Here is a 21,787-nt window from a genome sequence, read left to right on the forward strand (position 1 = left end):
GTCGCGGCAGTTGTGTCACCCCATCGGCTCCATAAGACCGCCCACTGATGGCGCAGCGTCATCGGATGGGGGCTAATCGGTGTCAAGCGTGCGTTTCTGGCGCATCACGAGACAGCCTCAGTGAACGCCTGCGGAATGTTCACGAATGGAGCCTGTGACATGACCACCGACCTTCCCCCCGCCCACCCGGCGGAAGACGAGATAGAACCGACCGCAGGGCCCGCCCGCGGCCCGACCCTCCACTCGGCTGTCTCCCAGACCCCGACCCCGGCCCCGACTCCGCCCCCCACCCTCACTCCCACCCCGCCCCCCGCCTCCACGCTCTTCCCGCCGCCCCTCCCCACCCGGCCGGCCCTGCCCCCGGCCGTCCCGGTCGTGACGGTGGTCCCGGTCAGGGAGCCGAAAGGCGAGGACGAGCCGGTGACCCCGGCCAAGGAGCCCCAGAGCAGGGACGAGACCGGTGACGAGGCGGTGCACACGCTGCTGCGGACCGCGGCGACCGAGCGCCCCGTGGCGGAGGTCGCGGCACTGGTCGCCCGGCTCCAGGAGACCGGCGAACTGTCCAGCCCCGCCGACGTGGCACTCCGCGCGGCCGCCGTCACCCGCCCCCTGGACGAGGTCCGGCAGCTGCTCGCCCTCCTGAACGCCTCGGGGTACGACCTCCACCAGGCCGAGACCACGCTGCGCGCCGCGGCGGTCGGCCGGCCGATCGAGGACGTGGTGCGGCTCGTCGGCATCCTCGGGACCGACAGCAGCGACTGGCAGCCCGCCGAGCGCAAGGCCGGACCGGGCCGGGACGGCGACACCGGTGGAGACGCCGGCCCCAAGCGGGGCAAGGGCGCCGCCGACCGCCCGAGGTCGACCCTCGACGGCGGACTGGCCACGGGGCCCGGCAGCCACAGCACCTCCCCGGCGCTGCGGTCCGCGCTGCGCTGGCCGACGGCGATCGCGCTGTTCGTCTGCGGCCTCCTCCACCTGCCGACGGACCTCGCGGGTCTGCGCTCCGGCGGCGGCGACGCGGAGACCGTGTCCGTGGTCGTCACCGTGCTCTGCCTGGTGGGCGCGGTGTGGCTCGCCGCCCGGGACACCCTGCTCGTCTGGGCCGCCGTCGCGGGGCTCGCCATCGTTGTCATCGCGCTCCACGGAGTCGCGAGCGCCCGCACCGTCGACCTGCTGAGCAGCAGCCTCGGCACCACCCTCGCCTGGGCGAAGGCCCTGGCACTGCTGAGCGCCGTGGCCGTGGTCCTCCTGACCGGCGCGGCGGTGGTCCGTCATACGAGGATGGCAGGCGCGGCGGACAGCACCTGAGGCCCACCGCAGGCCACCTCCGCCCGGGCAGCCTCGTGCCGCCCGGGCGGACGCGCGCCCGCTCCGGGCGTGCGCCCGCCCGGCAGGTCCTCAGGCCCGGCGACGCCGGGTCGAGCCGAAGAGGACGGCCGCGCCGACCGCGAGCACGGCGGCGCCGCCGATCGCGAGGTACGGGGTGGCGGCGTCGCCACCGGTCTCGGCCAGCCGTTCACCGGAGCCCGAACCGGCGGCGGGGGCGAGCCCGTCGGGCTCCTGCGCCGGCGTCTCCGTGGACTCCTGCGCCGCCCCGCCTGTGGACCCCCCTGTGGATTCCAGCGCCGTACCCTGCGTGGGCTCGCCCGCGGACTCCTCCGCGGGTTCCCGCGCGGGAGCCGTCGTGGCCGAGCCGCCCGCGGCCGGCGCCGCCGCCGTCTCCTCCGCGCCCGTGGCCGGGTCGGCGTCCCCGTGGCCGCCGTGCTCGACCGAGGACTCGTCCTGGCCCTCCTCGATCTGCTCGTCGCTCGGCGCGGAGGCGGTCGGCGCCGGGGCCGTACCGCCGTTGTCCTGCCCGAACACCACGTCCGAGCAGGTGTAGAACGCCTCGGGGGAGTCGGAGCGCTGCCAGACCGAGTAGATCAGGTGGCGGCCGGACCTGTTCGGCACCGTGCCCTCGAAGACGTAGTCGCCGCTCTCCATCCGCGGGTTCGTCACCGTCGCGAACGGCCGCTCCTCCAGGTCCGACCACGTCAGCGGCTTCGACGGGTCGTACCCGTCCTTCGTCACGTACAGCTCGAACGAGCCCCGGTGCGGCGCGGTCCCCTTGTAACGGAAGGTGTGCGCGCCGGACTTCATGCCGCTCGCCGGCCAGTCGGCCCGCGCCAGGTCGAGTCCCCGGTACTTGTCGTTGCCCGCGCTGCACAGCTTGCCGTCCGGGATCAGCTCCCGGTGCTTCCCGGCGGCGTTCGCGATGTTCACCGCGTTCCAGTCGTAGAAGGCCTGCGCCCCGCTCGCCGCCACCGCCGCCTTGCACGCCTCCGACCTCGGGGACTCGGGCCCCTCCGCGTAACAGGCCGAGACCCGGCTCACCGGATCGGTCATCGACCCGTGCGCGGACGCGGACCCGGCGCTGAGCCCGGTCAGGGCCAGTACGGTGCCGGCGGTGACGGCTGCGGCGGTACGGCGAGAGGTCATGGGGGGACAGCTCCTTCACGAGGGTGGGGCGTGGGGGGTCGCCCAGCAAGCTAGCCGCCGCGTCCGCGAAAAAGCCGGTGGAGAAGACAGGGGGACGATTCTTAGGACCGCTTTAAGGCGGAGGTAAGAGTGCCCTCAGGGAGCGCCTGCCGTCGGGCTCCGAAGCGCCGGGCTGCCGGGCCCTGTTGGTTCGTGGACGTCCGCCGACGTCCGCTGGATGTCGTGTGCGGTGGCTCCCTGTGTGGCTCTCCCGGGGAGCCACACAGGGAGCGACGCCAACGTCTTCACTGCTTCTAGGCGTTGCTGCAGCCTGGATGCCCTCACAGCAATTCATGGGATCTGGTGTTCGATATAGGCCCCGGAAAGTGTCACTTTGATCGCAAGATGTGCACCTTGCCAAGTGGAGGTGCACCAGGCACTTGCGCAGCTTGATCGCTCCGAGGATCCTGGAGTCTTCTCTGCTACCAGGGCCGGCGAGCGTGGGGGGACCATGGCTACCCGTGTGGGCACTGTTGCCTTCTTTGAAATTGTGCGCGCTAAAGATGCAGCAAATGCGCGAATGGATCATTCGGATTGGCAGGTTTTTCTAGATAAAGTAGAGCGTACGCCGGTGGCAGGGAGGATCTGTACCCACAGGTCTGAAAGTCTCATTGGGCAGGCAGTTAGAAGTTCTGGTTCCCTGCATCTGTTAGTCGGACGTATCGGGACTAGTGAGCTTCAGACTGTCGACCTCGATCACGGTCACATCGAGGATATTCGACTCGAAGGGAATAAGGGGACGATTGATACGACAACCGTTTCATTTCTGAATTTTGGGAACGTGATCGGAATTCTTCAGGGTAAGCCTGGATCTCCGCGAGCCTCTGCAATCCAGCGGTGGCTGAATTCATGTCAGGCTGTCGAGTATGAGATCGCCCTGTGGCCCGTTATTGCGAATAATGTTTGGGAGAAGCTTGAGAAGGCGAGTGCTGTTCATAGTTTTGAGTTCAGCTACCGTCCCAGTCCAGCTATTGCTCCGCCGGACGGTGAGGGGGGCCTCTCGAGCTTCGTGCGACTGGGGGATTCCCGTTACCCAGATCACAGGATCACTTTGAAGATTGAGATCCCGAGGAAGGATGGTCCCGGTCCCGTGGCGAGACTTCGCGGTCAGCGGAGGTTGCAGGGGGACATTCAGTCGCTGATGACTGAACTGGGCTACCTAGAGGGGTCGACAGGTGTCGATAGGGCTCGCGCCCTAGTCACCCTCCCTGACAGTGAGGGTGAGGAAAATGACGAGCCTCTAGATTTCATTAAGCATCACATTACGGCTAAATGCCGGGTGGAGGTGAGTCCGGTAGCTAGCGGACCGCGCTATGAGGCAAACGTCGCTGCGATCATGCAGGTGGCCCGCGACAAGGAGCGCGACATCAGGGCGGCTGTCAGTGTCGACCGGTAGGCTCGGTCCCCTCTAAGGCAGGGGGTGCTGTTGTGTCGGGCAGAAGATTAATACCGCGTCGAATCCAAGATTTTTGGAGTGAAACGCCGGCCGTCGATTGGTTGATCGTTGCGCTGGTGGTAGGGGCGCATGTGTTCATCTCGCGCGCGGCCTCGGAGTCACATGTATTGCAGGGGGTGGTCGCGGATCGCAGGAAAGACATCTATACCACGGTCGCTTCGATATCGGCGCTGGTTGGCGGCTTCGCCACTGCAGCGATCGCGCAATATGCGAGCTCAAACGGTCGCGACATGCGAGAGTTGCGTAGACGTTTCGGGCGCAGCTTGCGGCGCAATTGGTCGAGTATCTTAAGCGGAATGCTTTTGCTTTCGGCTGGCTGCCTCTTTCTTCTCGTCATCGATAAGTCCAAGTCGATTGGTGAATACGGATGGCTCGCGGAGGCTCTCTTGGTGCTTGGTGCAGCCAGAGCGGTTCGCCTCGTGTGGCTATTCAACATGTTGATCAATGTCTCAGATAGGGATGCGGTCGAGCCTGAAAGGTCACCTGCTCTGCAGTTCCGCAGCGGTGACTAGGGGGTGTTGGTCATTGTTCTCTTTGAAGGGGGCGGTCGCGTATGGAGGCAAGCGGCTAAGCAAGAGGTAGGCCTGAAAGGGTAGTCGTGTATTTGATGAGATTTATCCGGAGGTTGAGTGGGTGAACTGGGGACGCTCGTTCCTTGCGAACCCCGCCCAACCCTCCTCAACCTCGCAAAGTGTGGGTGCCGAGTCTCTTCAGCAACGAACGCCTGGGGGTAGGGAGACGGTGATGGGTGAGTCATCTGCCCGCAGGCGCCATTACGCTGGCCAACACAAGCAGTCGATAGGGGAGAGTGCGCCAAGGATGGGACCCAAGACACAGAGGGTCTACGAGACGATCCGCTCATGGATTGAGTCGGGACGGTACGGCCCCGGCGACAAACTGCCGTCCGAACGGATGTTGAGTGCTGAGCTTGAGATCGGTCGCACCGCGCTGCGTCAGGTACTCGCACGTCTCGTCAGCGAGCACTTCATCAAGGCCCATGATCGAAGCTCGTACAGGATCCTTGGCGGCGACAGCGCTCCAACGCCGGCGGAGATGGAGCCTTGGAAGATCCACGGCTCCCGCCACGTCTACGAGAACCGTTGGGTCAATCTGGACTTGGTCGACGTAGAGCCCCCTGGGGTCGAGCGCTTCGAGCATCACGTGGTCCGGCTCTTCCGAGTGGCCGTGACGGCTGTGGTTGATGAGCAAGACCGTGTACTCATGCTGTGGCGGTACCGCTTCGTCCCCCAGCAATGGGGTTGGGAGCTTCCTGGAGGGATCGTGGATACGGGCGAGGACGCCGCCGCCACGGCCGTACGCGAGACCGAGGAAGAAACCGGTTGGCGTCCCGGCCCCGTTGAGCACGTCGTGAGTTATCAGCCGATGATCGGCATGGTCGACTCGCCGCACGAAATCTTCGTGGCCCGTGGCGCCGAGAAGGTCGGCGAGCCCACGGACGCGGAGGAGGCCGGCGAGGTCGCGTGGATCCCCCTCGACGACATCCCCCGGCTTATGTCCGAGGGCAAGCTCATGGGGTCAGGCACCCTCGTGGCCCTTCTCCATATCCTGGCGTCCCGAACTAGAGGCGACCGGTAAGCAGCTCCACACGACGGCGATACCGCACGGATCCCGTGCGGTTCGCCAGCAGCCGGGCCTTTTGCAGGTGGGACCGGGCGTCGTCCAGCTCTCCCCGGGCCAGATGCGCCTGCGTGAGATCGCAGTGCAGCCCGGACCTCGCGCGCACGAAGGACGCGTCCGCGCTGTCCAAGGAGGCGTACAGCTCATCCATCGCTGACGCGTCTCCGAGCTTGGCGAGGACGTTGCCACGCCACCTCGCCAGGTGGTCCGTGTTGAGGAAGATGCTCAACATGTCGGCATCGCGCACCTCCCCGTCGTCGGGTAGCAGGGATGCCGCCCGTTCAAGAGCCGCCTGCGCCTCCCACCCTCTGCCCTCCCCAGCCGCTGCGCACAGTTCGGCCTCGGCGGCCGCGAGCCAAGCCCGAAGCCGCGGCGACTGACGCTCAGGCTGGACGCGCTGCGCGTCTCGCACCAGCTCGATCGCGAGCTTAGGTCGGCCAGCGTCCGCGAGCACGTACGCCTGCTCCCCCATGGCATGGGCAAGGTAGAGCGGGGACTCGGCATCCTGCGCGGCCTTCTTGGCGAGCTCGTACCTCCGCCATGCCCTGTCCACAGCGCCGGCGTCCAGCGCCTGCCATGCGGCGAGGGTGGACGCTCCTGCGAGCGCTGTCGCGATGGGCTTCCGCATCCCCGGCAGTACGGCGAAGGTGAGCGCCTCTTCCATGGCCGCCAGGTGGCCGTTCATCTGGTCGACCAAGCCGGTCGCGCCCATCTGACGGTCCATGGTGCGGAGTAGCTCCGTCTGGGCCAGGAACGACGGGACCATGGATTCACTCAGGCTGCCCGCCGCATCGATCCGGCTCAGCAAATCCGCGTAGCCGTCCGCCTGCGACTCCTGCATGGCCGCCGTGCCGCGCAGTTCGTCGTCCGTGATGCCCAGGAGCGGCCGGAGGATCGCGGCGTACCGGTCCGTCATGGTGCGCCGTCCGTTTTCCCACTCCGAGATGTAGGTCTTAAGGCTCGCCGCCGAGGCGATGTCGAGCAGCCGTTGCTCCGCGAACCGCCGCATCTCGTAGATCAATCGATCCTGTGACCACCCTCGCGCGGTCCTCACTGCCTTTAACCCCGTAGCCACGCTGCCTCCCGTAAAGCCCCAGGTGAGAGCCGGTTAACCCCCTTGAGGTTAACCCCAGTTGGCTACCGAGACACCCAACTCGGGCCGTTCTCTGGAGTCGCACACCGACACGCAACCCGAAGGAGGGGTTGCATCTGGTGCGCACCAGATGTCAATCTATTGGTGCGCACCAGATGGACCGCAGGGTCCGGCTCCGGTGCGTCTCAACTCAACAGCGTGATCCACCGCAGCACGACGGCCGTGACAGCTCCGGCCGGTGGCGAGTGGAGACCAGCCGACAGAGACCGGGCCCGCGTCACAACCGGGCCCCACACCCCGTAGGGGGGCACGCAGTCGGCTCTAAAGAACCGCGTGGCCGACATTGACGCCGCAACGCGCTTCGGGAATCGGACCTCCCCGGAGTCAGCGGCACCACGCGAGTCGGAGGTCCGATGCAGTACCCCACGACTTCCGCAGCCCTCGCTGCGGCCGGTTGCCTCCTCCGCCTGTCTCGTACAGGCGGGGTTGAGGGGAGCCGGAGATTCCTGGTTCTGACGGCGAGAGGCCCCGGGTGGCTAGACCCGGGGCCTCGGTTCGGGCCGTCCCACCCTGAGAGGAAGTACGACCCATGAACGTGATCGTTGCTGGTCAGCGGATCGTTACGCAGACCGAGCTGATCGAGGCCGCGCTCGGCTTCGACGCCGACCCGGTCGCACCGCTTGAGTTCGACTCCGCCGCCGGTCAGGACGCGCTGCGCGACATCGTCGGCGTCCTGGAGGCGGAGGCCGTGACCGGGGTCGACGTCGAGGACGTCGCGCACTACCGGGGCCTGCTCGGCGCCCGGGTCCTGGCCTTCCCTCGCAGCTTCGCCCTCGGCTTCGAGCGAGGTGTCGCGTGAACACCCTCGCCTACTACCTCCTGCTGAGCCTGTGCGTCGGCGTCGAGATCTGGGGCCAGATCATCGGTGTCCAGGACCTCACCTACGTCGGTGCCATCGCCGCTCTCGGCGTGATCGGCGTCGACCGTCTGCTGCTCCGCGCCGACCGGTACGAGGAGTTCGCCGAAGCGGGTGAGGAGCGGTGAAGACCCTCGCCCAGACCGTGCTGTTCGTGCTGACCGTCCTGGAGCTGACGCTCGGCCTGCTGGCCGGGACGGTGGCGCTGCTGAGCCTGATCACCGAGACGATCGCCCGCGCGGTCGCCGGTCTCGACGAGCGGTTCGCCCGCCGGTTCCGGATCGCCCGGGTTTCCCCGAAGCTCCGCAAGGAGCTTGCCGACGTCCTGTACGGGATCACGACCCCTGCCGGAGGTACCCGATGAGCAGCTACCGCGAAGACCGCCGGGCCGATCGGGCCGCCGAGCGGGCCCAGGACCGCGAGGACCGGCGGCTGGAGCTCGAAGCCACCCAGCAGCGGGAGGCCGCCCGGGCGGAGGAGAAGCGCAAGGACGCCGAGGCCAAGCGCCGCCAGGAGCAGGCCGAGAAGAAGGCCAAGCTCGCGGAGCAGGCGGCGAAGAAGGCGGCCGCCGCCGCCAAGCGCGCCAAGCTCATCCGCTGGCTGAAGACCAACCCGGCCACGCTGTTCGTGGCGTTCGTGATGGTCGCCTCGATCGTCCCGGCGATCCTCTCCCAGGTCGGCGCCCTGACCGGGGCGAGTGTGGCGGCGCCGATGGCCGGCCTGCTCGCCGCGATGCTGGAGGGCGGTGCCTGGGCGATCACGTTCATGGGCAAGCAGGCCGAGGACGCTGGCCGCGAGCCGAGGAAGTACCGGATCGGCACCTGGGCCGTGGCTGCCGTGGCGGCCGCGGTGAACTTCTGGCACGGCCTGGAGGCGTACGGCGAGCACCCGTGGGTCGCGTTCGTCCTCGGCGCATCCTCGCTGTTCGCGATCTACATCTGGGACCTCAAGACCCACGGCTCGAACGGCAAGACCAAGGAGCAGAAGCAGGCCGACAAGGCCCGCCGCGCTCACCTCTCCGCCCGGCGCAAGCACCACCCGCAGATCGTCGAGCAGGCGGTCAAGCTCCAGGCCGCCCTGCCGTACGGGGTCCTGGACGACGAGTCGGCGTTCGCCGCCGCGTGGCGGATCCACACCGGCGCCGAGCCCGGTCTGTCCGCCCAGCTCTACGCCACGGCGACCGAGGCCGTTCTCCAGCTCGGGGCGGCGTTCGAGCTCGGCGACAGCGTCCGCGACGAGCTGCTGGAGACCGGCTTCAAGGCCGCCCGGCTCAACCCCTTCCCCGAACTGACCCAGACCCCCGGATCCCAGACGGGAATTGGGTCGGACACGGGTGAACCGCCCGCCGAGAAGTCACGCGAGACCGGGCCCCGGGGACGGTCCGACGAGGAGCTGAACGCGCTCCTGCCGGACGCCCTGACCGCCGCCGCCGATCTCATCGCCGAGGGCAAGCAGATCTCCGCCACCGGCTTGGCCAAGAAGCTCCAGATCCGCCGCGAGGACGCCGTCGTCCTCCGCGACCGCGTCATCGAGCAGCGTCGCCTGCACGTCGCCTGATCCACCCACCGATTCCAGGGAGGGCCCGTCATGGGTCTGTTCAGCCGCAAGCCGCTCGACCCGCAGTTCGTCACCGAGAATGTCGCCGCCGCCGACAAAGCCGACCCGGCCGTCACCCGCAAGGTCCCCGCGCACACGGTCACGTGGCCGGTCGCCCCGTCCGGCATCCGCACCGTCCTCGTCGAGGGTGCCCGCTCGCCCCAGGACGCCATCGGCCGCGCGCTGCGCGACCGGCGGGGCATCGAGCGGACCACGACCCGCGGCTACCGCGTCCGCTTCGAGACCGCCCCCGAGGTCTGGCTCATCGACGCCGCCGGCGCCCGCCACGTGGCGGGCCCCCACCTCGGCTCCTGACCCACACCCCAAGTACGCGGGGCCCGGCCCTCGCCTGGCAGCACCGGCCGGGCCCCGCTACCTCACCAGGAGGCACAGCAAGCATGACCGAGAACCATGTCGAACCGCACACCCCCTCCACCCCGCTCTCGTCGGCCGAGCCGACGATCGCGACCGTCACCTTCCTCCGCCCCACCCTCCCCGCCCCGGCCCCGGCCCCGGCGGCCGACGACTGGTCGGACCTCCCCGACGACCCCGGCCCGGCCGTCGTCGTCCCGCCGATGCCGACCGTGGCGCCGGGCATCGGCCCGGACGACCGGACCGTGGTCCTGGAGACCGCCCGGGTCATCCTCGACAAGACCCCGGCCGCCGAGCCGGTCGTCCGGCCGGGCAAGTTCACCGGGACCGTGGACCTGGACGACTTCGACGACGCACCCCTCATCCCCGCCTGGATGTACTCGCCGGAGGGTTGGGCCGCCTGGTCCGGCGTCTTCTACCGGGCCCGGCGCCGGGACTTCCGCCGCTGGGTCCGCCGCCAGCCCACCCAGCACGGTCACCTCCGCCAGTTCGGCCGGGGCACCCGCCGCGCGCACGAGTGGGTCGTCGGCTTCGAGGGCGTCCGCGTCCAGTCCGCCGCCCACACCGCGCACGTCCTCACGCGGGAGGCCCGACTCGCCGCCCGGCACGCCCGCTTCACCCCGCGCATCCTCGGCTCCAAGAAGGAGCTCGCGATGAAGGCGGCGGAGAAGGCGACGAAGGCCGCCGAAGAAGCGGTGCTCCTGCACAAGAAGGCGAAGAAGGACCGCAACCGCGCCCGCAACCTGCGCGCCGGTGTCGTCTACGGCCCGCCGCTCACCGCGATCGGCACCGGCTACGTCATGGGCGGCGGCATCGGCCTAGCCGCCGGCCTTCTCTCCACGTTCGCCGGGGGCGCGTTCGTCGGCCGCAAGCCGTACGACGAGGAGGCCGACTGGACGTCGGACTGGCGTTCGCTCGGGGACGGCGACCGGATGACCGCCCCGATGCTCGACCAGACCTTCCGCGCGGCGAAGGTCATCGGCTCCGAGGAGACCCTCGGCGTCGTGCAGATGCCGATGCTCGACACCCGCGGCGCCTGGACGGCCGTCCTCGACCTGCCGCCCGGCGTCCCGGCGAAGAAGGCCATCCGCGCCACCGACGAACTCGCCGCCGCGTTCGGTGTGGAGGAGGCTCAGGTCTCCGTCGCCAAACGGGGCCGGGCCGGGCGGATCGAGCTCTACGTCTCCCGCGACCTGCCGTTCACCGACAAGGCTGCACCGGGCCCGCTGCTCGCGCTGGAGTCGGCCGCCGACTTCTGGGGCCGGATCTCCATCGGCCCCGACGTGCGCGGGATCCACCAGTCCATCTCCGTCGTCGAGCGCTCCGGCCTGATCGGCGGCGAGCCCGGCGCGGGCAAGTCCGCCTCGGGCAACACGATCCTGCTCGCGGCCGCGCTCGACCCGCGCGTCATCCTCTGGCTCGCCGACGGCAAGGGCGGCGGCGACCTGGAGCCCTTCGAGCACCTCTGCGAGCGCTACGAGGGTGACGCCGACCCCGAGGCGTTCAGCCAGATGCTGGATGAACTCCTGGCGGAGATGAAGGCCCGGTACGCGCTGCTGAAGAAGCTCGGCAAGCGCAAGGTCACCGAGGAACTCGCCAACAAGCACCCCGAGCTGCGGCAGCTCCTGTTGTGGGTCGACGAGCTCATGCTCTACACGACCGACGACGAGTTCGGGAAGAAGATCACCCGCAAGCTCCGTAACCTCGTCTCCCGGGGACGGGCGGCCGGGATCATCACCTTCTGCGCCACCCAGAAGCCCGGATCCGACGTCGTCGACACCAGCCTCCGGGACCTGCTCTCCATCCGGTGGGCGCTGCGCTGCACCACCCCCGAGGCCTCCGACACGATCCTCGGCAAGGGCGCCGCCGCGAGCGGCTACTCGGCGAAGACGATCCAGTCCGAGATGCGGGGCGCCGGCCTTCTGTGGGCCGAGGGCACCAACCCCACCATGGTCCGCGCCGACTACTACACCGACGAGCAGGTCGAAACCCTCCTGGAGCGCGCCACCGAGTGGCGCCGCAAGGCCGGGACCCTGCCCAACGGGCCGGTCCCGCTCGTCGACCAACTCCGGGCCCAGGGCGACAACGACGCCCTACTCCTGGCCGTCGTCCTCGACACCTTCGCCGCTCACGCCACCGACGACGGCCCGGCCGAGTGGCTGCCCGGACAGCTTCTCGTCGACGAGCTCAAGGCCGCCGGCCACCCGGTCACCGCCGAGAAGCTCGGCGCCCTCATCCAGCGCACGGACGAGGAGAAGGCCAAGCGGCCGTGGAGCGAGAAAAAGACCCGCGTCACCGGCTACCCGCTCGCCCGCGTCGAGGCCACCGCGACCGGTCGATTCGGGCTCACCGCCTGATTCCACCCCGGACACGACCCGGACAGGCGCCCGGATTGACCCGGAATGACCCCGGGCAAACCGGGCCCTGACCCGGACGTCGGAGGGCTCGACCCGGACGCCCGCGTCCGGGTCGGGCCCGGATCTGTCCGAGTCGCCCGCCGCTCTGAACTGCGACAACGCGGACCCGCCCGGGCCCTGTCCGGGTCTCCGCCCTGGACCAAACCAGCACATAAGGAGTCAGGCACTGTGACCGCCCAGGCCCTCACCGCCCCCGCCGTTCCGGCCCCCGACTTGGCCGTCGAGGCCGCGCTCCTGGTCCGCGAGATCGAGCAGTACCTCACCGCCCGCGTCCGCACCACCGCCCACCCGCTCGTCACCAAGACCACCGCCGAGCTCATTGCCGAAGCCCTCGGCGCCCCGGCCCCGGCCCCGGCGACGGCCACGCCGGTCCTCGCCGCCCCGACCCGCGCGCTGCGCCTCCTGCCCGACTGGGTCTTGAACTTCCCGCTGCTCCGCCAGCTCCACGGCGGCGGGCGTCAGATCAGCGTCGCCGAACACCTGGAGCTCACCGCCCTCGTCATCGAGCGCTACGGATGGCACCGCGGCTCCCTCCGCTCCACCTCGGGACGCCGTTGCATCCTCGGCGCGCAGGCCGTGCTCTTCCGCCTCGGCTACGGCGACGAGACCACCGCCCGCACCGCCGGCCACCACCTCCAGACCGCCCTTGGCACCCGGGGGATCAGCGAGCCCTACCACCGCTGGAACGACGCGCAGGGTCGCACCCGCGCCGAAGTCCTCACCCTCGTCCGCACCGCCGCCACCCACGCCCGCCAGGAAGGCCGGTGACGACCTACCGCAAGAACCTCGCCCCGGCCGGGCTCATGACCCGCCGCCAGCTCCGCGCCGCCGGACTCCGCCCCGGCGGCCACGACCCGATCGCCCAGATCCGCTACTGGCGCCACGGCTGGCGCTACGCCTACCTCTACGACACCCAGCACGCCCTGCCCATCAAGCCGATGACGCCGGGCCGCTGGCGCTCGCACGAAGCGATGATGCGCGCCCGCCGCACCTGCCCCGCCTGCCGCCTGGACCGGGGCTACTGCATCCCCACCTCGCTCGGCACCTGCCCCGACTGCGCCACCACCTGACCCGCCCACATCACCACCGCCCACAGCCAGGGAGGCCCCCGCATGGCCATAACCGTCTCGCTCGTCGCCCTCTTCGGTCTCGTCCTGTACTTCCTCCTCCGCGCCGGAAACCTCGGTTACGGCAGCGCGCTCACCGCCGCCGGGTTCGGGTTCTTCCTCGCCTCCACCGGCGCCGCCAGGCCCATCAACCAGCTCACCGAATCCCTCATCCAGGCCGCTTCCAACCTCTGAGAGGCCCCTCGCGTGTTCGAGATCCGGATCACCTGCCACGCCGACGACGCCCCCCGCGCCATCGACGCGCTCAGCAGCACCTTCACCGTCTGGTCCGCCTACCGCACCACCCAGGACAGCGGACAGACCCGCATCCACATCAGCGCCGACCACCGCCCCGCCGCGCAGGAGTGGCCGACGCCGGATCAGGCCTACGCCACCGCCCCGAGCGTCATCAGCGAGATCGGGTGGGTCGCCCGCACCGCCGCCGACAGGACGTTCGGCACCGAGACCAGCCGCGAGTTCTGGCTCCGCAAGGCCGCCTTGCTCGACCGCATCGCCCTCGGTGACGACAAGGCCCCCGACACCGCCGAGGCCGCGATCCAGGCCGCCCGACAGCTCATGGACGTCGACCACGCGGCCGTCATCTGCGACCCCCGCTACTACGTCCGCCAGCAGTACGCCCGCCACACCACCGACCAGTAGCTACGCCGAGGGCGGCCCCCATCTCGCCAAAGAACCGGGGCCGCCCTCGCACACCAGCACTGTCTAGAGAACTGGAGACACCCAGCATGACTCATGTCCTCCCTATCCAGCGAGACGCCGGGGCCAACCTCTTCGATGTGGCCCTGGAGCTGGCCACCGACGGACTACCGGTCCTGCCGCTGCGCGTCGGAAAGGGCCCCTTCGGCAACTGCCAGAGCTGCGCCAACAACGCGTGCGGCGGACGGCCGAACATGAAGGTCCCCGGCCCCTGCCAGTGCCCGATGCCGTGCCACGCCTGGGCCGCCGCCACCACCGGCCCGGACGTCATCGCCTCCCCGGCCTGGGAGACCGCGTGGAGGTACGCCGGGGCCGTCGGCTACCACCCCGGCGGCGCCGGAGTGACCGTGGTCGACCTCGACAACGCCGACGCCATCACCTGGGCCCGCCAGACCCTCCCGCCCACCCGCACCGTCGCCACGACGCGCGGCGAGCACTGGATCTACCAGGGCACCACGCGCTCGGTGAACCACGTCCGTGAGGGCGTCGACATCAAGTCCCTGATGTCCTACGCCCGGTGGCTCGGCCCCGGCACCGGCACCATGACGGCACTGCCGGAAGCCGTGCGCGCGCTGGCCGTGAAGGAGCCCACCGCCGTCCGACCGGCGCCGCGCGCCGCCGCCGTGCCCACGCTGACCAGGGGCGGGGAATGCCGCCACCGCTCACCCGCCTACCTGGAGCGTGGCATCGTCATGGCCGAGCAGCGGATCGCCGATGCGACCAGCGCGGTCCACACGACCGTGTACCGGACGTTCCTGGCGGTGCTGGCCGCCCATGGCCGGTGCGGCTGCCTCACCGAGACGCACATCGCCCGGCTGTTCACCGCCGCGCAGGCCAAGGGGGAGTCCTCCCGGCACTGCACGGACGCGTGGTCCAACGCCCGCACGGCTCTGGGGATGTAGCCATGTCCGAGGACGAGAAGACCCCGGCCCGCGAGGTCATCACCGACTACGCGCAGGAGCATTTCCGGTACTTCCGCACCGTCGACGGGACCGTGTACGCGCAGCGCAATGGCCACCCCGTGGCCCGTCCGATCCGCTCGCAGGGGACGACGGGCAGCCACCGGCAGGAACTCATGGTCGGCCTGTTCAAGGACGGGTTCGGCGTGTTCAACGGAACCGCGCTCAAGGAGGCACTGGACTTGATCGAAGTGCTCGCACTGACCGAGGACGTACAGCCCACCTACATCCGGGTCGCCCCCGGGTTCGACGGCGCGACCTGGCTGGACCTGGGCCGCGACGACGGCAAGTCCGTCCGCATCCACCCCACCGGCTGGAAGATCCTCACCCCCGACCCCCGTGAGGTGTCCTGGCGGCGCACCCAGCTCACCGGCGAGCTGCCGCTGCCGGTGGAGAAGACCGACGGTAAGGGCATCGACCTGCTGATGCGGCTGTGCAACTTCGCCAGTGCCCAGGGCGAGAGCCTGGCCCTGGCCTGGCTGATCGGTTGCCTGGGGCCGTCCGCCCCGGTCCCGGCTCCGTTTCTCACCGGCCCGCAGGGCGCGGGCAAGTCCACCGCCGGCCGGATGCTGGTGCGGATCATCGAGGGCATGAGCGGCGACCTGCGCCGTGCCCCGAAGGACGAGGAGAACCTGATCACGGCCGTCGCGGCCGGATGGGTCACCGCCCTGGACAACCTCTCTCACCTCGGCCCGGACCTGTCCGACCTGATGTGCTGCATCGTCACCGGCGCCGAGACCATCAAACGCGCGCTGTTCACCGACGGCGACGTCGTCCGTAGCCGCTACCGCCGGCCGCTGCTGCTGACCGGTATCGACGTCGGCGTCATCCGCCCCGACCTCGCCGAACGACTCCTCCCCCTCCGTCTCGAACGCCCCCGGGTACGGCGGACCGAAGCGGAGCTGTGGGCGGAGTTCGAAGAGGTGCTGCCCGTCATCCTCGGCTCCATCCTCGACCTCACCGTCAAGGTCCGCGCCGCCCAGGCCGACATCCCCACCGACCTGCGCATGGCCGACTTCGCCCACCTCTGCGCCCGACTCGACGCGGCGTCCAGCCTCGGCGCGCTGGACGCCTACCGGGCCAGCCTGGACGACCTGAACGACGACGTCATCGAGGGCGACCTGCTCGCACAGACCGTCCTCAAGCACGCCGCTGGCATCGACCCCGGCACGGCCGTCCGCATGACGTCGGCCGAGTGGCTGCACGGCCTCACGCAGCTCTACAGCGGCGAGGACTTCCGCCCTTTGCCCAAGGGCTGGCCGACCACCGGCAAGGTCCTCTCCGACCGTCTGAAGCGCCTTCAGCCCGTCCTCGCCGCACGCGGCCTCCTCATCGACTGGGGCCGCAGCAACTCCGCCCGCTATATCGAACTGACCCGCCCCACGCCCGCGGCCGACGAGCAGCAGTCGGCGTTCTAACCTGCGCCACCACGACCGCCGGCGCACAAGCAAGAGGAGCACCCGGCGCCCCCGCGCGGAGTGCTCCTCTTGCTCTTTCGGCGGCAACGCCGCCACCCGATGGTCGCGCCGCGAAGCGGCTCCTTCTTCACGCCCTAAGGCGCACCACAACAGAGACACCCCTTCTCTTTTTCCTAAGAGGAGAGACGCTGCGTCACCTGTGTCACCAGCGGCCAGAAAACGGCTCCTGAGCTGCGGCGACAGGCGGTGACGCAGAGCCCGAATCCTGTGTCACCCCGCGTCACCCGCGTCACCGGTGACAGACACCAGCGTCACCAGTGACACAGCCCGAGAACCCCTGCGTCACCGAAAACCGCAGGTCAAGTGGCGTTAGTGACGCGAATGACGCAGTGACGCAGAAATCCTGACCTCGGACAGACGCGCCTCCTCCGAGACGCCCCTGGGCCCTGGCATCCCGACATTCCGTAGGCCAAAGGAGAGCCCCCATGGCACCCGCCGTAACCACCATGCGCACCGGGGGAGCGGCTGCACCGTCCACCGAGTACCGCCGCCTGCATCGAGTTGAGGATGCGGCAGAGGTCCTCAGCATCAAGCGGACCAAGGCTTACGAGGAGGTCCGCCTCGGACGGCTCCGCACCGTCCGTATCGGACGCCGGCGCCTCGTGCCGAGCGAGTACATCGACGACTACGTCGAACTGCTCAAGCGCGAGGCCGAAGCCGCCTGACCCGTTCCACCCATGGGCCGCGCCGAACCTCGGCGCGGCCCTCCGTCATTGGAAGGCATGCATGCCCAACTCGTCCGGCCAGCCGCGCAGGGCTGGCAATGGAGAAGACTCGATCTACTGGGACAAATCCAAGAACCGCTTCATCGGAGCTGTATCGCTCGGCTACACCCCTGCGGGGAAGCGGCATCGGCCGAAGGTGTCCGGTAAGACCAAGACCGAGGTCCGGCTCAAGCTGAGGGAGCTCAAGAAGGAGCTGGACGCAGGGGTCAAGGCCTCCGCCACGTATACCGTCGAGCAGGCCATTACTGACTGGCTCAAGCACGGCCTCAAGGGGCGTGACGCCGCGAGCATCTACACGTACCGGAGCCTCGCCAAGAACCATGTGGTGGCAGACCTGGGGAGAGCGAAGCTACGCGACCTGGAGGCGGATGCGCTCGATCACTGGTTGGACGAGAAGGCCATGGTCCTGGCGACCAGCTCTCTTCAGATGGTGCTCTCCATTCTGAGGCGTTCGATCGCTCATGCTCAGCGGAGGGGGAAGGTGGTCCGCAACGTGGCCGAACTGGTGGAGACGCCGGAAGGCCAGTCGGGACGTCCGAGTAAGTCCCTGACCCTGCTTCAGGCCAAGGCCGCTCTCAGTGCGATGCCCGGTTCCTGGATCCACGCCTACCTCGCGCTCTCGCTGCTGGTCGGCATCCGGACCGAGGAGGTACGCCCCCTCATGTGGAGCCACGTGAAGCTGGACGTTCCGGACGGCACGATGCCGCATATCGAAGTCTGGCGGTCCGTACGACGCACGGGCGAGACAAAGACGCGCAAGAGCCGGCGGACCCTGGCTATGCCGCAGCAGCTCGTAGCCATCCTGCGCTCGCTGCGTGAGGCGCAGCAGGCACAGCGAGAATTGCTGGGACTCGCGTGGAGCGATGAGGACTTCGTATTTGGCACTGCCAGCGGCCACCAGCGCACCGCCGAGGACGTTCGCCGAGCGTTCCGCACTCTGCTCAAGGAGGCTGGGTTCGAGAACCCCGAAGCATGGACGCCGAGGGAGCTCCGGACGAGCTTCGTGTCTGTGCTGTCCGATCACGGGATCCCGATCGAAGTGATCGCCCGTGTGGCAGGCCACAGCACTACGCAGACGACGGAGCGGGTGTACCGGAAGCAGCTTCGCCCGGTCATCACTCAGGGGGCCGAGGCGATGGACGACATCTTCCCGGGTGCTGAGTAGGCGAAGAAGTAGGGCCGTCTCCAGCGGCGTGGCTCCCGCTTTGGCTCCCCAGAGGCTGCCGTAGGTGGCCAAAGCGGCGGGCGACCAGCAGATTCTCTCCTCCGAGGCGCTTACGGCGGAGGAAAGAGCCGCCTCAGGAACGCCCGGGGCTCGGGCTGCCCGGGGCGGTGCGTCGGGGAGCACCGCGCGGGCGGACCGTACGATCGTATGCACCGACGGAAGCTCCTCAACTCGCCGCCGATGGGGTGAGTTTCGGACAGGCGGAGGCCGGATCGGGTATCCCTGGCGGGCAGCACCATCCCCCACCCCGAAAGGACCCCGCTCATGCGCGTCCGACTCGCCCTCGCCACAGGCGTCCTGCTGGCCTCCGCCGCCGTTCCCCTCGCCCACGCCGAAGGCACCGACGACCTCTCCGTCCACGGCTACGGCACCGTCGGCGGCGACAGCACCGTGACCCTCTCCGGCAGCTATCGCTGCCTCGACGACAGCGCCGGCCCCGTCTTCGTCGGCTCCACCCTCTTCCAGGGCGACAGCTCCGCCGGGATCGGCGGCACCCGGGCCGTCTGCGACGGCCACCTCCACGAGTGGATCCACACCGCCGTCGTGAAGGACCCCGCCTACCGGCCCGGCGCGCCCGGGTCCAGGCCACCCTCATGCAGCTCACGACCGGCAAGGCGGGCCTCCCCACCCCCGAATTCCTCGCCGTCACGGCATCGGCCGTCGAACTGCGGTGATGCGCCAGGGGTGACTAGGGCCTCTCGTGCGGATCCCGCCGTTTCGATCCGAACGGAAGTCTCCGGCCCAGCAGCTCTACCAGGCCCTCGCGGCCGAGCGCCTCCAGCTCGTCCAGGGCGACCACGGCACGCGCCGCCGCCTCCGGGTCGGAGGCGGCGAGCCCGCTCGCCGCGAACTCGTCCTCGTCGAGCCGCAGCACCTCGCTGCCGTCCGCCGACACCCACAGGTCCAGGTCCAGGTCCTCCACCACCACCCCGGAACCGTCGATCACGGCCGGCCGGGTGATGTCGCAGTACCAGCCCTTGAGGGCCCCGTCGGCGGACCACACCTCCTTGACGGTGAACCAGCGGTCCCGCCAGTAGTGCTCCACGAAGACATCGCCCGGCTCGAACCGCACGAACCCGAAGTCCCGAACGCCCTCCGCCGCCCACGGGGCACGCACCGAGAGCCGGACCCCGTCCTCCGCCAGCACCTCCGCCGGATAGCGGATCTTCGTCCGGCCCGCCTTCGTCAGGGTGACCTCAACCGATCGTCCGGACATGCCGTACCTCCGTCGCCCTGATCTCGTACCCGAACCACGTGTTGATCGCCAGCATCGGCCCGTTGTCGGCGTCGTTCCCGGTGAACGCCTCCGTGCACCCGGCGGCGCGGGCCCGGTGCAGCGAGGCGTTCTTCGCGAGCTTGGCGAGCCCCCGTCCACGGAACGCCGGCGCCGTCCCGGTCATCCCCGTGGCGTACCGGCCGAGACCGTCCGTCTGCCCCGCGCTGAACGCCGCCGGCACGCCGTCCACCACCGCGACCGTCGTCAGCGCCCGGTCGAAGAGAGGATGCTCCCAGGTGGTCGCCCGCCAGTGCGCGTAGTCGTCGAGCCGCGCCCCCACGTCGCCCGGTTCGTCGGCCGTCGTCACCGCGTCCAGCTCGAACAGCGGCCGCGGATCGGCCGCGAAGTCCTCGGCGGTGCGCAGCTCGACACCGGCCGGCGGCGCCTGGAGCGGCGGCAGCTCGGCCCCGGCCAGGTCGAGGCGGAGGAAGTGCGCGGAACGGCTCGGCGCGTAGCCGCGCCGCTCGGCCCACGCGCGGTGGGCCGGCTCGTCCAGGACCCAGCTGTACAGGGTGTGCGCGCCCCGCTCGGCCAGGTGCTCCTCGGCGGCCCGCAGCAGCAGCGTCCCCGCGCCGCGCCCGGGGTGCGCCGGGTCCACGTACACGTTGACGAAGCCGATGCCCGGCTCGACCGCCTCGTGGGCGATCCCCACCTGCGCGGTGCCGACGATCCCGCCGTCCTCGGTCACGGCGACCAGCGGGCGGTAGTGGCTGTCGGGGTGGGCGCGCGCCCAGTCGAACACGAGCTGCTCGGCGGTCGCGAGCATGAAGGGGAGCGCGGCCCGCCGGACCCGGGCGAAACCCTCGGCGTCCTCGGCCCGCACATCACGCACGATCGTTGTCATGGGGCCGCACGCTACGGGTCGGGGGCTCACCGCCGCCTCCCCTTTTCCGGTGGGGTGGGGGCAGAATCGGCGGCGTGACACTCACCATCGTCGTGGACCACGAATCCACCACCGCTCCCTACGAACAACTGCGTGCCCAGATCTCGGAACGGGCCCGGTCGGGCCGACTGCCGGTCGGATACAAGCTGCCGACGGTACGGGGGCTCGCGGAGCAGCTGGGCCTCGCTGCCAACACGGTCGCCAAGGCGTACAAGGCGCTCGAGGCGGACGGGGTCATCGAGACACGCGGTCGCCACGGGACCTTCGTCGCCGCGGCGGGCGACGCCGCGACCCGCCTGGCCGCCACCGCCGCCGCCCGGTACGCGGAGGAGGCGCGCCGCCTCGGCCTCAGCCGCGAGGCGGCGGAGGCGGCGCTGAGCGAGGCCCTCCGGGCCGCGTACGACAGCTGACACCGGGAGACGAAGGACCTCCAGGTACGGGCCCGCCCCCGCGTCGCGGGGTTCCGGGAGCTCCGCCGGGGGCGTGCCGCGGCGCAGGGCGAACAGCTCCGCGAGCGTCGCGCCCTCGCGCGGCACGTCCTCCTCGCGACCGAGCCGGGGCACCGGCTCCGCGCGGGTCCGCGGCTCCACCTCGATCCGGGCCAGGCAGCGGCCGGGGCGGACGACGGCCCGGGGTACGTCAGATCCAGTGGCCCCGCACGGCGCCCCGGGCGCGCCGCGCCAGCGCGTACCCCTTCGTCATGGCCCGGTCCGCCGCGAAGTTCCGGGCGATCGCCCGGCCCTCGACGAGCCGGGTGAACTCCGCGACGTCCGTCGACCTGCGCACGGTGACCCGCTCCAGCGCGTACGGCCCCTGCCGGCGCCGCGCCAGGGCGTTGCCGACGGCGAGCGCCTGCGTGAAGCCCGCCTCCCGGACCGTACGGCGGACCCGGCGGCTGGAGTACCCGTACGGGTAGGCGAACGACACCGGAGCGGAACCGAGTTCCTCGGCGACGATCTCCCGGCAGCGCAGCGTCTCGAACCGGAGCCGCCGCGCGTCGAGCTGGTCCAGCTGCGGGTGGGTGTGGCTGTGTCCGCCGATCTCCGTTCCCGCGTCGGCGAGCTCCCGCACCTGCGCCCAGTCGAGCATCGTGTCGAGCGCGCCCCCGGTCGTGTGCCGGCCGGGCAGCCAGCCGGTGGAGACGAAGACGGTGCTCACGAAGGAGTGCTTGGCGAGCACCGGCAACGCGTACCGGTGCACGCCCTCGTACCCGTCGTCGAACGTGACGAGCAGCGGCCGGGCGGGCAGCCGACCGCCGGTGCGCCAGGCGGTTGCGAGCCCGGCGGTGGTCAGCGGGGTGAACCCCCGCTCGGCGACCACCTCCATCTGCGCCGCGAACGCCTCGGGGGTGACGGAGAGCCCCAGGGTCGCGGGAGCGGGGTCCGGGGCGACGGCGTGGTACATGAGGACCGG

General features: G+C 70.0%; 25 protein-coding genes and 2 pseudogenes. 21 read left to right on the top strand and 6 right to left on the bottom strand.

The window, feature by feature from the left end; all coding sequences use genetic code 11:
* Window positions 1-159 precede the first annotated feature (159 nt).
* On the top strand, window positions 160-1,308 hold the full coding sequence (locus ACFWV2_RS24740) for a hypothetical protein (RefSeq protein ID WP_384407755.1): 1,149 nt from the start codon (window positions 160-162) through the stop codon (window positions 1,306-1,308).
* Window positions 1,309-1,398: 90 nt separating this feature from the next.
* Here ACFWV2_RS24740 and ACFWV2_RS24745 read toward each other — a convergent pair whose 3' ends face one another.
* Window positions 1,399-2,478 (bottom strand): lytic polysaccharide monooxygenase, encoded by a 1,080-nt coding sequence (locus tag ACFWV2_RS24745; RefSeq protein WP_384407757.1) that lies wholly within the window; start codon window positions 2,476-2,478, stop codon window positions 1,399-1,401.
* A gap of 610 nt (window positions 2,479-3,088) precedes the next feature.
* On the opposite strand from ACFWV2_RS24745, the gene ACFWV2_RS24750 reads away from it, so the two are divergent.
* From ACFWV2_RS24750 to ACFWV2_RS24760, 3 genes are all read left to right on the top strand, one after another.
* Window positions 3,089-3,913, top strand: coding sequence for a hypothetical protein (locus ACFWV2_RS24750; protein WP_384407759.1), 825 nt, complete (start codon window positions 3,089-3,091; stop codon window positions 3,911-3,913).
* Window positions 3,914-4,014: 101 nt separating this feature from the next.
* The gene (locus ACFWV2_RS24755) at window positions 4,015-4,485 is read left to right on the top strand and encodes a hypothetical protein (RefSeq protein ID WP_384407761.1); all 471 of its coding nucleotides are present in this window, start codon (window positions 4,015-4,017) and stop codon (window positions 4,483-4,485) included.
* Window positions 4,486-4,792: 307 nt separating this feature from the next.
* The gene (locus ACFWV2_RS24760) at window positions 4,793-5,569 is read left to right on the top strand and encodes an NUDIX domain-containing protein (RefSeq protein ID WP_384407763.1); all 777 of its coding nucleotides are present in this window, start codon (window positions 4,793-4,795) and stop codon (window positions 5,567-5,569) included.
* Here ACFWV2_RS24760 and ACFWV2_RS24765 read toward each other — a convergent pair.
* On the bottom strand, window positions 5,553-6,686 hold the full coding sequence (locus tag ACFWV2_RS24765; RefSeq protein WP_384407765.1) for an XRE family transcriptional regulator: 1,134 nt from the start codon (window positions 6,684-6,686) through the stop codon (window positions 5,553-5,555). The genes ACFWV2_RS24760 and ACFWV2_RS24765 overlap by 17 nt on opposite strands.
* A gap of 607 nt (window positions 6,687-7,293) precedes the next feature.
* On the opposite strand from ACFWV2_RS24765, the gene ACFWV2_RS24770 reads away from it, so the two are divergent.
* From ACFWV2_RS24770 to ACFWV2_RS24845, 16 genes and pseudogenes are all read left to right on the top strand, one after another.
* Window positions 7,294-7,563 carry a hypothetical protein gene (locus ACFWV2_RS24770; RefSeq protein ID WP_384407767.1) on the top strand — a complete coding sequence of 90 codons (270 nt, stop codon included), beginning with the start codon at window positions 7,294-7,296 and terminating at the stop codon, window positions 7,561-7,563.
* On the top strand, window positions 7,560-7,748 hold the full coding sequence (locus ACFWV2_RS24775) for a hypothetical protein (protein WP_384407769.1): 189 nt from the start codon (window positions 7,560-7,562) through the stop codon (window positions 7,746-7,748). Before ACFWV2_RS24770 ends, ACFWV2_RS24775 begins: the two co-directional genes overlap by 4 nt.
* Window positions 7,745-7,984 carry a hypothetical protein gene (locus ACFWV2_RS24780; protein ID WP_384407771.1) on the top strand — a complete coding sequence of 80 codons (240 nt, stop codon included), beginning with the start codon at window positions 7,745-7,747 and terminating at the stop codon, window positions 7,982-7,984. Before ACFWV2_RS24775 ends, ACFWV2_RS24780 begins: the two co-directional genes overlap by 4 nt.
* Window positions 7,981-9,177, top strand: coding sequence for a hypothetical protein (locus ACFWV2_RS24785; protein WP_384407773.1), 1,197 nt, complete (start codon window positions 7,981-7,983; stop codon window positions 9,175-9,177). The genes ACFWV2_RS24780 and ACFWV2_RS24785 overlap by 4 nt, the downstream gene beginning before the upstream one ends.
* 30 nt (window positions 9,178-9,207) lie before the next feature.
* Window positions 9,208-9,531: a hypothetical protein gene (locus ACFWV2_RS24790; protein WP_384407775.1), complete on the top strand. Its 324-nt coding sequence runs from the start codon at window positions 9,208-9,210 to the stop codon at window positions 9,529-9,531.
* An 83-nt stretch (window positions 9,532-9,614) separates the two neighbouring features.
* The gene (locus tag ACFWV2_RS24795; RefSeq protein ID WP_384407777.1) at window positions 9,615-11,945 is read left to right on the top strand and encodes an FtsK/SpoIIIE domain-containing protein; all 2,331 of its coding nucleotides are present in this window, start codon (window positions 9,615-9,617) and stop codon (window positions 11,943-11,945) included.
* Between the two features lie 228 nt (window positions 11,946-12,173).
* On the top strand, window positions 12,174-12,773 hold the full coding sequence (locus ACFWV2_RS24800; RefSeq protein ID WP_384407779.1) for a hypothetical protein: 600 nt from the start codon (window positions 12,174-12,176) through the stop codon (window positions 12,771-12,773).
* Window positions 12,770-13,075 (top strand): RRQRL motif-containing zinc-binding protein, encoded by a 306-nt coding sequence (locus ACFWV2_RS24805; RefSeq protein WP_384407781.1) that lies wholly within the window; start codon window positions 12,770-12,772, stop codon window positions 13,073-13,075. Before ACFWV2_RS24800 ends, ACFWV2_RS24805 begins: the two co-directional genes overlap by 4 nt.
* A 42-nt stretch (window positions 13,076-13,117) precedes the next feature.
* Window positions 13,118-13,306 carry a hypothetical protein gene (locus tag ACFWV2_RS24810; protein ID WP_384407783.1) on the top strand — a complete coding sequence of 63 codons (189 nt, stop codon included), beginning with the start codon at window positions 13,118-13,120 and terminating at the stop codon, window positions 13,304-13,306.
* A gap of 12 nt (window positions 13,307-13,318) precedes the next feature.
* Window positions 13,319-13,771 carry a hypothetical protein gene (locus ACFWV2_RS24815; RefSeq protein WP_384407785.1) on the top strand — a complete coding sequence of 151 codons (453 nt, stop codon included), beginning with the start codon at window positions 13,319-13,321 and terminating at the stop codon, window positions 13,769-13,771.
* A gap of 86 nt (window positions 13,772-13,857) precedes the next feature.
* On the top strand, window positions 13,858-14,730 hold the full coding sequence (locus ACFWV2_RS24820) for a bifunctional DNA primase/polymerase (protein WP_384407787.1): 873 nt from the start codon (window positions 13,858-13,860) through the stop codon (window positions 14,728-14,730).
* A gap of 2 nt (window positions 14,731-14,732) precedes the next feature.
* The gene (locus tag ACFWV2_RS24825) at window positions 14,733-16,205 is read left to right on the top strand and encodes an ATP-binding protein (protein WP_384407789.1); all 1,473 of its coding nucleotides are present in this window, start codon (window positions 14,733-14,735) and stop codon (window positions 16,203-16,205) included.
* Between the two features lie 485 nt (window positions 16,206-16,690).
* Window positions 16,691-16,930 carry a helix-turn-helix domain-containing protein gene (locus tag ACFWV2_RS24830; protein WP_384407791.1) on the top strand — a complete coding sequence of 80 codons (240 nt, stop codon included), beginning with the start codon at window positions 16,691-16,693 and terminating at the stop codon, window positions 16,928-16,930.
* Window positions 16,931-16,991: 61 nt separating this feature from the next.
* Entirely contained in the window at window positions 16,992-18,155 is a 1,164-nt protein-coding gene (xerC, locus tag ACFWV2_RS24835; RefSeq protein WP_384407793.1) for a tyrosine recombinase XerC, read from the top strand.
* Between the two features lie 324 nt (window positions 18,156-18,479).
* A pseudogene (locus ACFWV2_RS24840) lies at window positions 18,480-18,728 on the top strand (DUF6299 family protein); the annotation flags it as partial.
* Window positions 18,729-18,739: 11 nt separating this feature from the next.
* A complete protein-coding gene (locus tag ACFWV2_RS24845; RefSeq protein WP_384407795.1) occupies window positions 18,740-18,889 on the top strand; it encodes a hypothetical protein in 150 nt (49 codons plus the stop codon).
* Between the two features lie 14 nt (window positions 18,890-18,903).
* Here ACFWV2_RS24845 and ACFWV2_RS24850 read toward each other — a convergent pair whose 3' ends face one another.
* Together ACFWV2_RS24850 and ACFWV2_RS24855 are read right to left on the bottom strand one after the other, a co-directional pair.
* Entirely contained in the window at window positions 18,904-19,431 is a 528-nt protein-coding gene (locus ACFWV2_RS24850) for a DUF402 domain-containing protein (RefSeq protein ID WP_384407797.1), read from the bottom strand.
* Complete coding sequence (locus tag ACFWV2_RS24855) at window positions 19,412-20,335, bottom strand: GNAT family N-acetyltransferase (RefSeq protein WP_384407800.1); 924 nt, start codon at window positions 20,333-20,335, stop codon at window positions 19,412-19,414. Before ACFWV2_RS24855 ends, ACFWV2_RS24850 begins: the two co-directional genes overlap by 20 nt.
* 74 nt (window positions 20,336-20,409) lie before the next feature.
* Between ACFWV2_RS24855 and ACFWV2_RS24860 the strand changes: the two genes are divergently transcribed.
* Complete coding sequence (locus tag ACFWV2_RS24860; protein WP_360794006.1) at window positions 20,410-20,784, top strand: GntR family transcriptional regulator; 375 nt, start codon at window positions 20,410-20,412, stop codon at window positions 20,782-20,784.
* Between the two features lie 21 nt (window positions 20,785-20,805).
* Here the strand turns inward: ACFWV2_RS24860 and ACFWV2_RS24865 are convergent.
* Window positions 20,806-21,003: pseudogene (locus tag ACFWV2_RS24865) on the bottom strand (ATP-binding protein); the annotation flags it as partial.
* Between the two features lie 10 nt (window positions 21,004-21,013).
* Window positions 21,014-21,778 (bottom strand): polysaccharide deacetylase family protein, encoded by a 765-nt coding sequence (locus ACFWV2_RS24870; RefSeq protein ID WP_384407894.1) that lies wholly within the window; start codon window positions 21,776-21,778, stop codon window positions 21,014-21,016.
* Window positions 21,779-21,787 lie beyond the last annotated feature (9 nt).

This window comes from Streptomyces sp. NPDC058671, from assembly GCF_042716475.1.
Lineage (GTDB): Bacteria > Actinomycetota > Actinomycetes > Streptomycetales > Streptomycetaceae > Streptomyces.

Bases quoted from the DNA above. Each gene is read 5' to 3' on its own strand.
- ACFWV2_RS24740 (WP_384407755.1), top strand. From the start codon at position 160: ATGACCACCGACCTTCCCCCCGCCCACCCGGCGGAAGACGAGATAGAA.
- ACFWV2_RS24745 (WP_384407757.1), bottom strand. From the start codon at position 2,478: ATGACCTCTCGCCGTACCGCCGCAGCCGTCACCGCCGGCACCGTACTG.
- ACFWV2_RS24760 (WP_384407763.1), top strand. From the start codon at position 4,793: ATGGGACCCAAGACACAGAGGGTCTACGAGACGATCCGCTCATGGATT.
- ACFWV2_RS24770 (WP_384407767.1), top strand. From the start codon at position 7,294: ATGAACGTGATCGTTGCTGGTCAGCGGATCGTTACGCAGACCGAGCTG.
- ACFWV2_RS24785 (WP_384407773.1), top strand. From the start codon at position 7,981: ATGAGCAGCTACCGCGAAGACCGCCGGGCCGATCGGGCCGCCGAGCGG.
- ACFWV2_RS24790 (WP_384407775.1), top strand. From the start codon at position 9,208: ATGGGTCTGTTCAGCCGCAAGCCGCTCGACCCGCAGTTCGTCACCGAG.
- ACFWV2_RS24795 (WP_384407777.1), top strand. From the start codon at position 9,615: ATGACCGAGAACCATGTCGAACCGCACACCCCCTCCACCCCGCTCTCG.
- ACFWV2_RS24810 (WP_384407783.1), top strand. From the start codon at position 13,118: ATGGCCATAACCGTCTCGCTCGTCGCCCTCTTCGGTCTCGTCCTGTAC.
- ACFWV2_RS24820 (WP_384407787.1), top strand. From the start codon at position 13,858: ATGACTCATGTCCTCCCTATCCAGCGAGACGCCGGGGCCAACCTCTTC.
- ACFWV2_RS24825 (WP_384407789.1), top strand. From the start codon at position 14,733: ATGTCCGAGGACGAGAAGACCCCGGCCCGCGAGGTCATCACCGACTAC.
- ACFWV2_RS24830 (WP_384407791.1), top strand. From the start codon at position 16,691: ATGGCACCCGCCGTAACCACCATGCGCACCGGGGGAGCGGCTGCACCG.
- xerC (WP_384407793.1), top strand. From the start codon at position 16,992: ATGCCCAACTCGTCCGGCCAGCCGCGCAGGGCTGGCAATGGAGAAGAC.
- ACFWV2_RS24850 (WP_384407797.1), bottom strand. From the start codon at position 19,431: ATGTCCGGACGATCGGTTGAGGTCACCCTGACGAAGGCGGGCCGGACG.
- ACFWV2_RS24855 (WP_384407800.1), bottom strand. From the start codon at position 20,335: ATGACAACGATCGTGCGTGATGTGCGGGCCGAGGACGCCGAGGGTTTC.
- ACFWV2_RS24870 (WP_384407894.1), bottom strand. From the start codon at position 21,778: ATGTACCACGCCGTCGCCCCGGACCCCGCTCCCGCGACCCTGGGGCTC.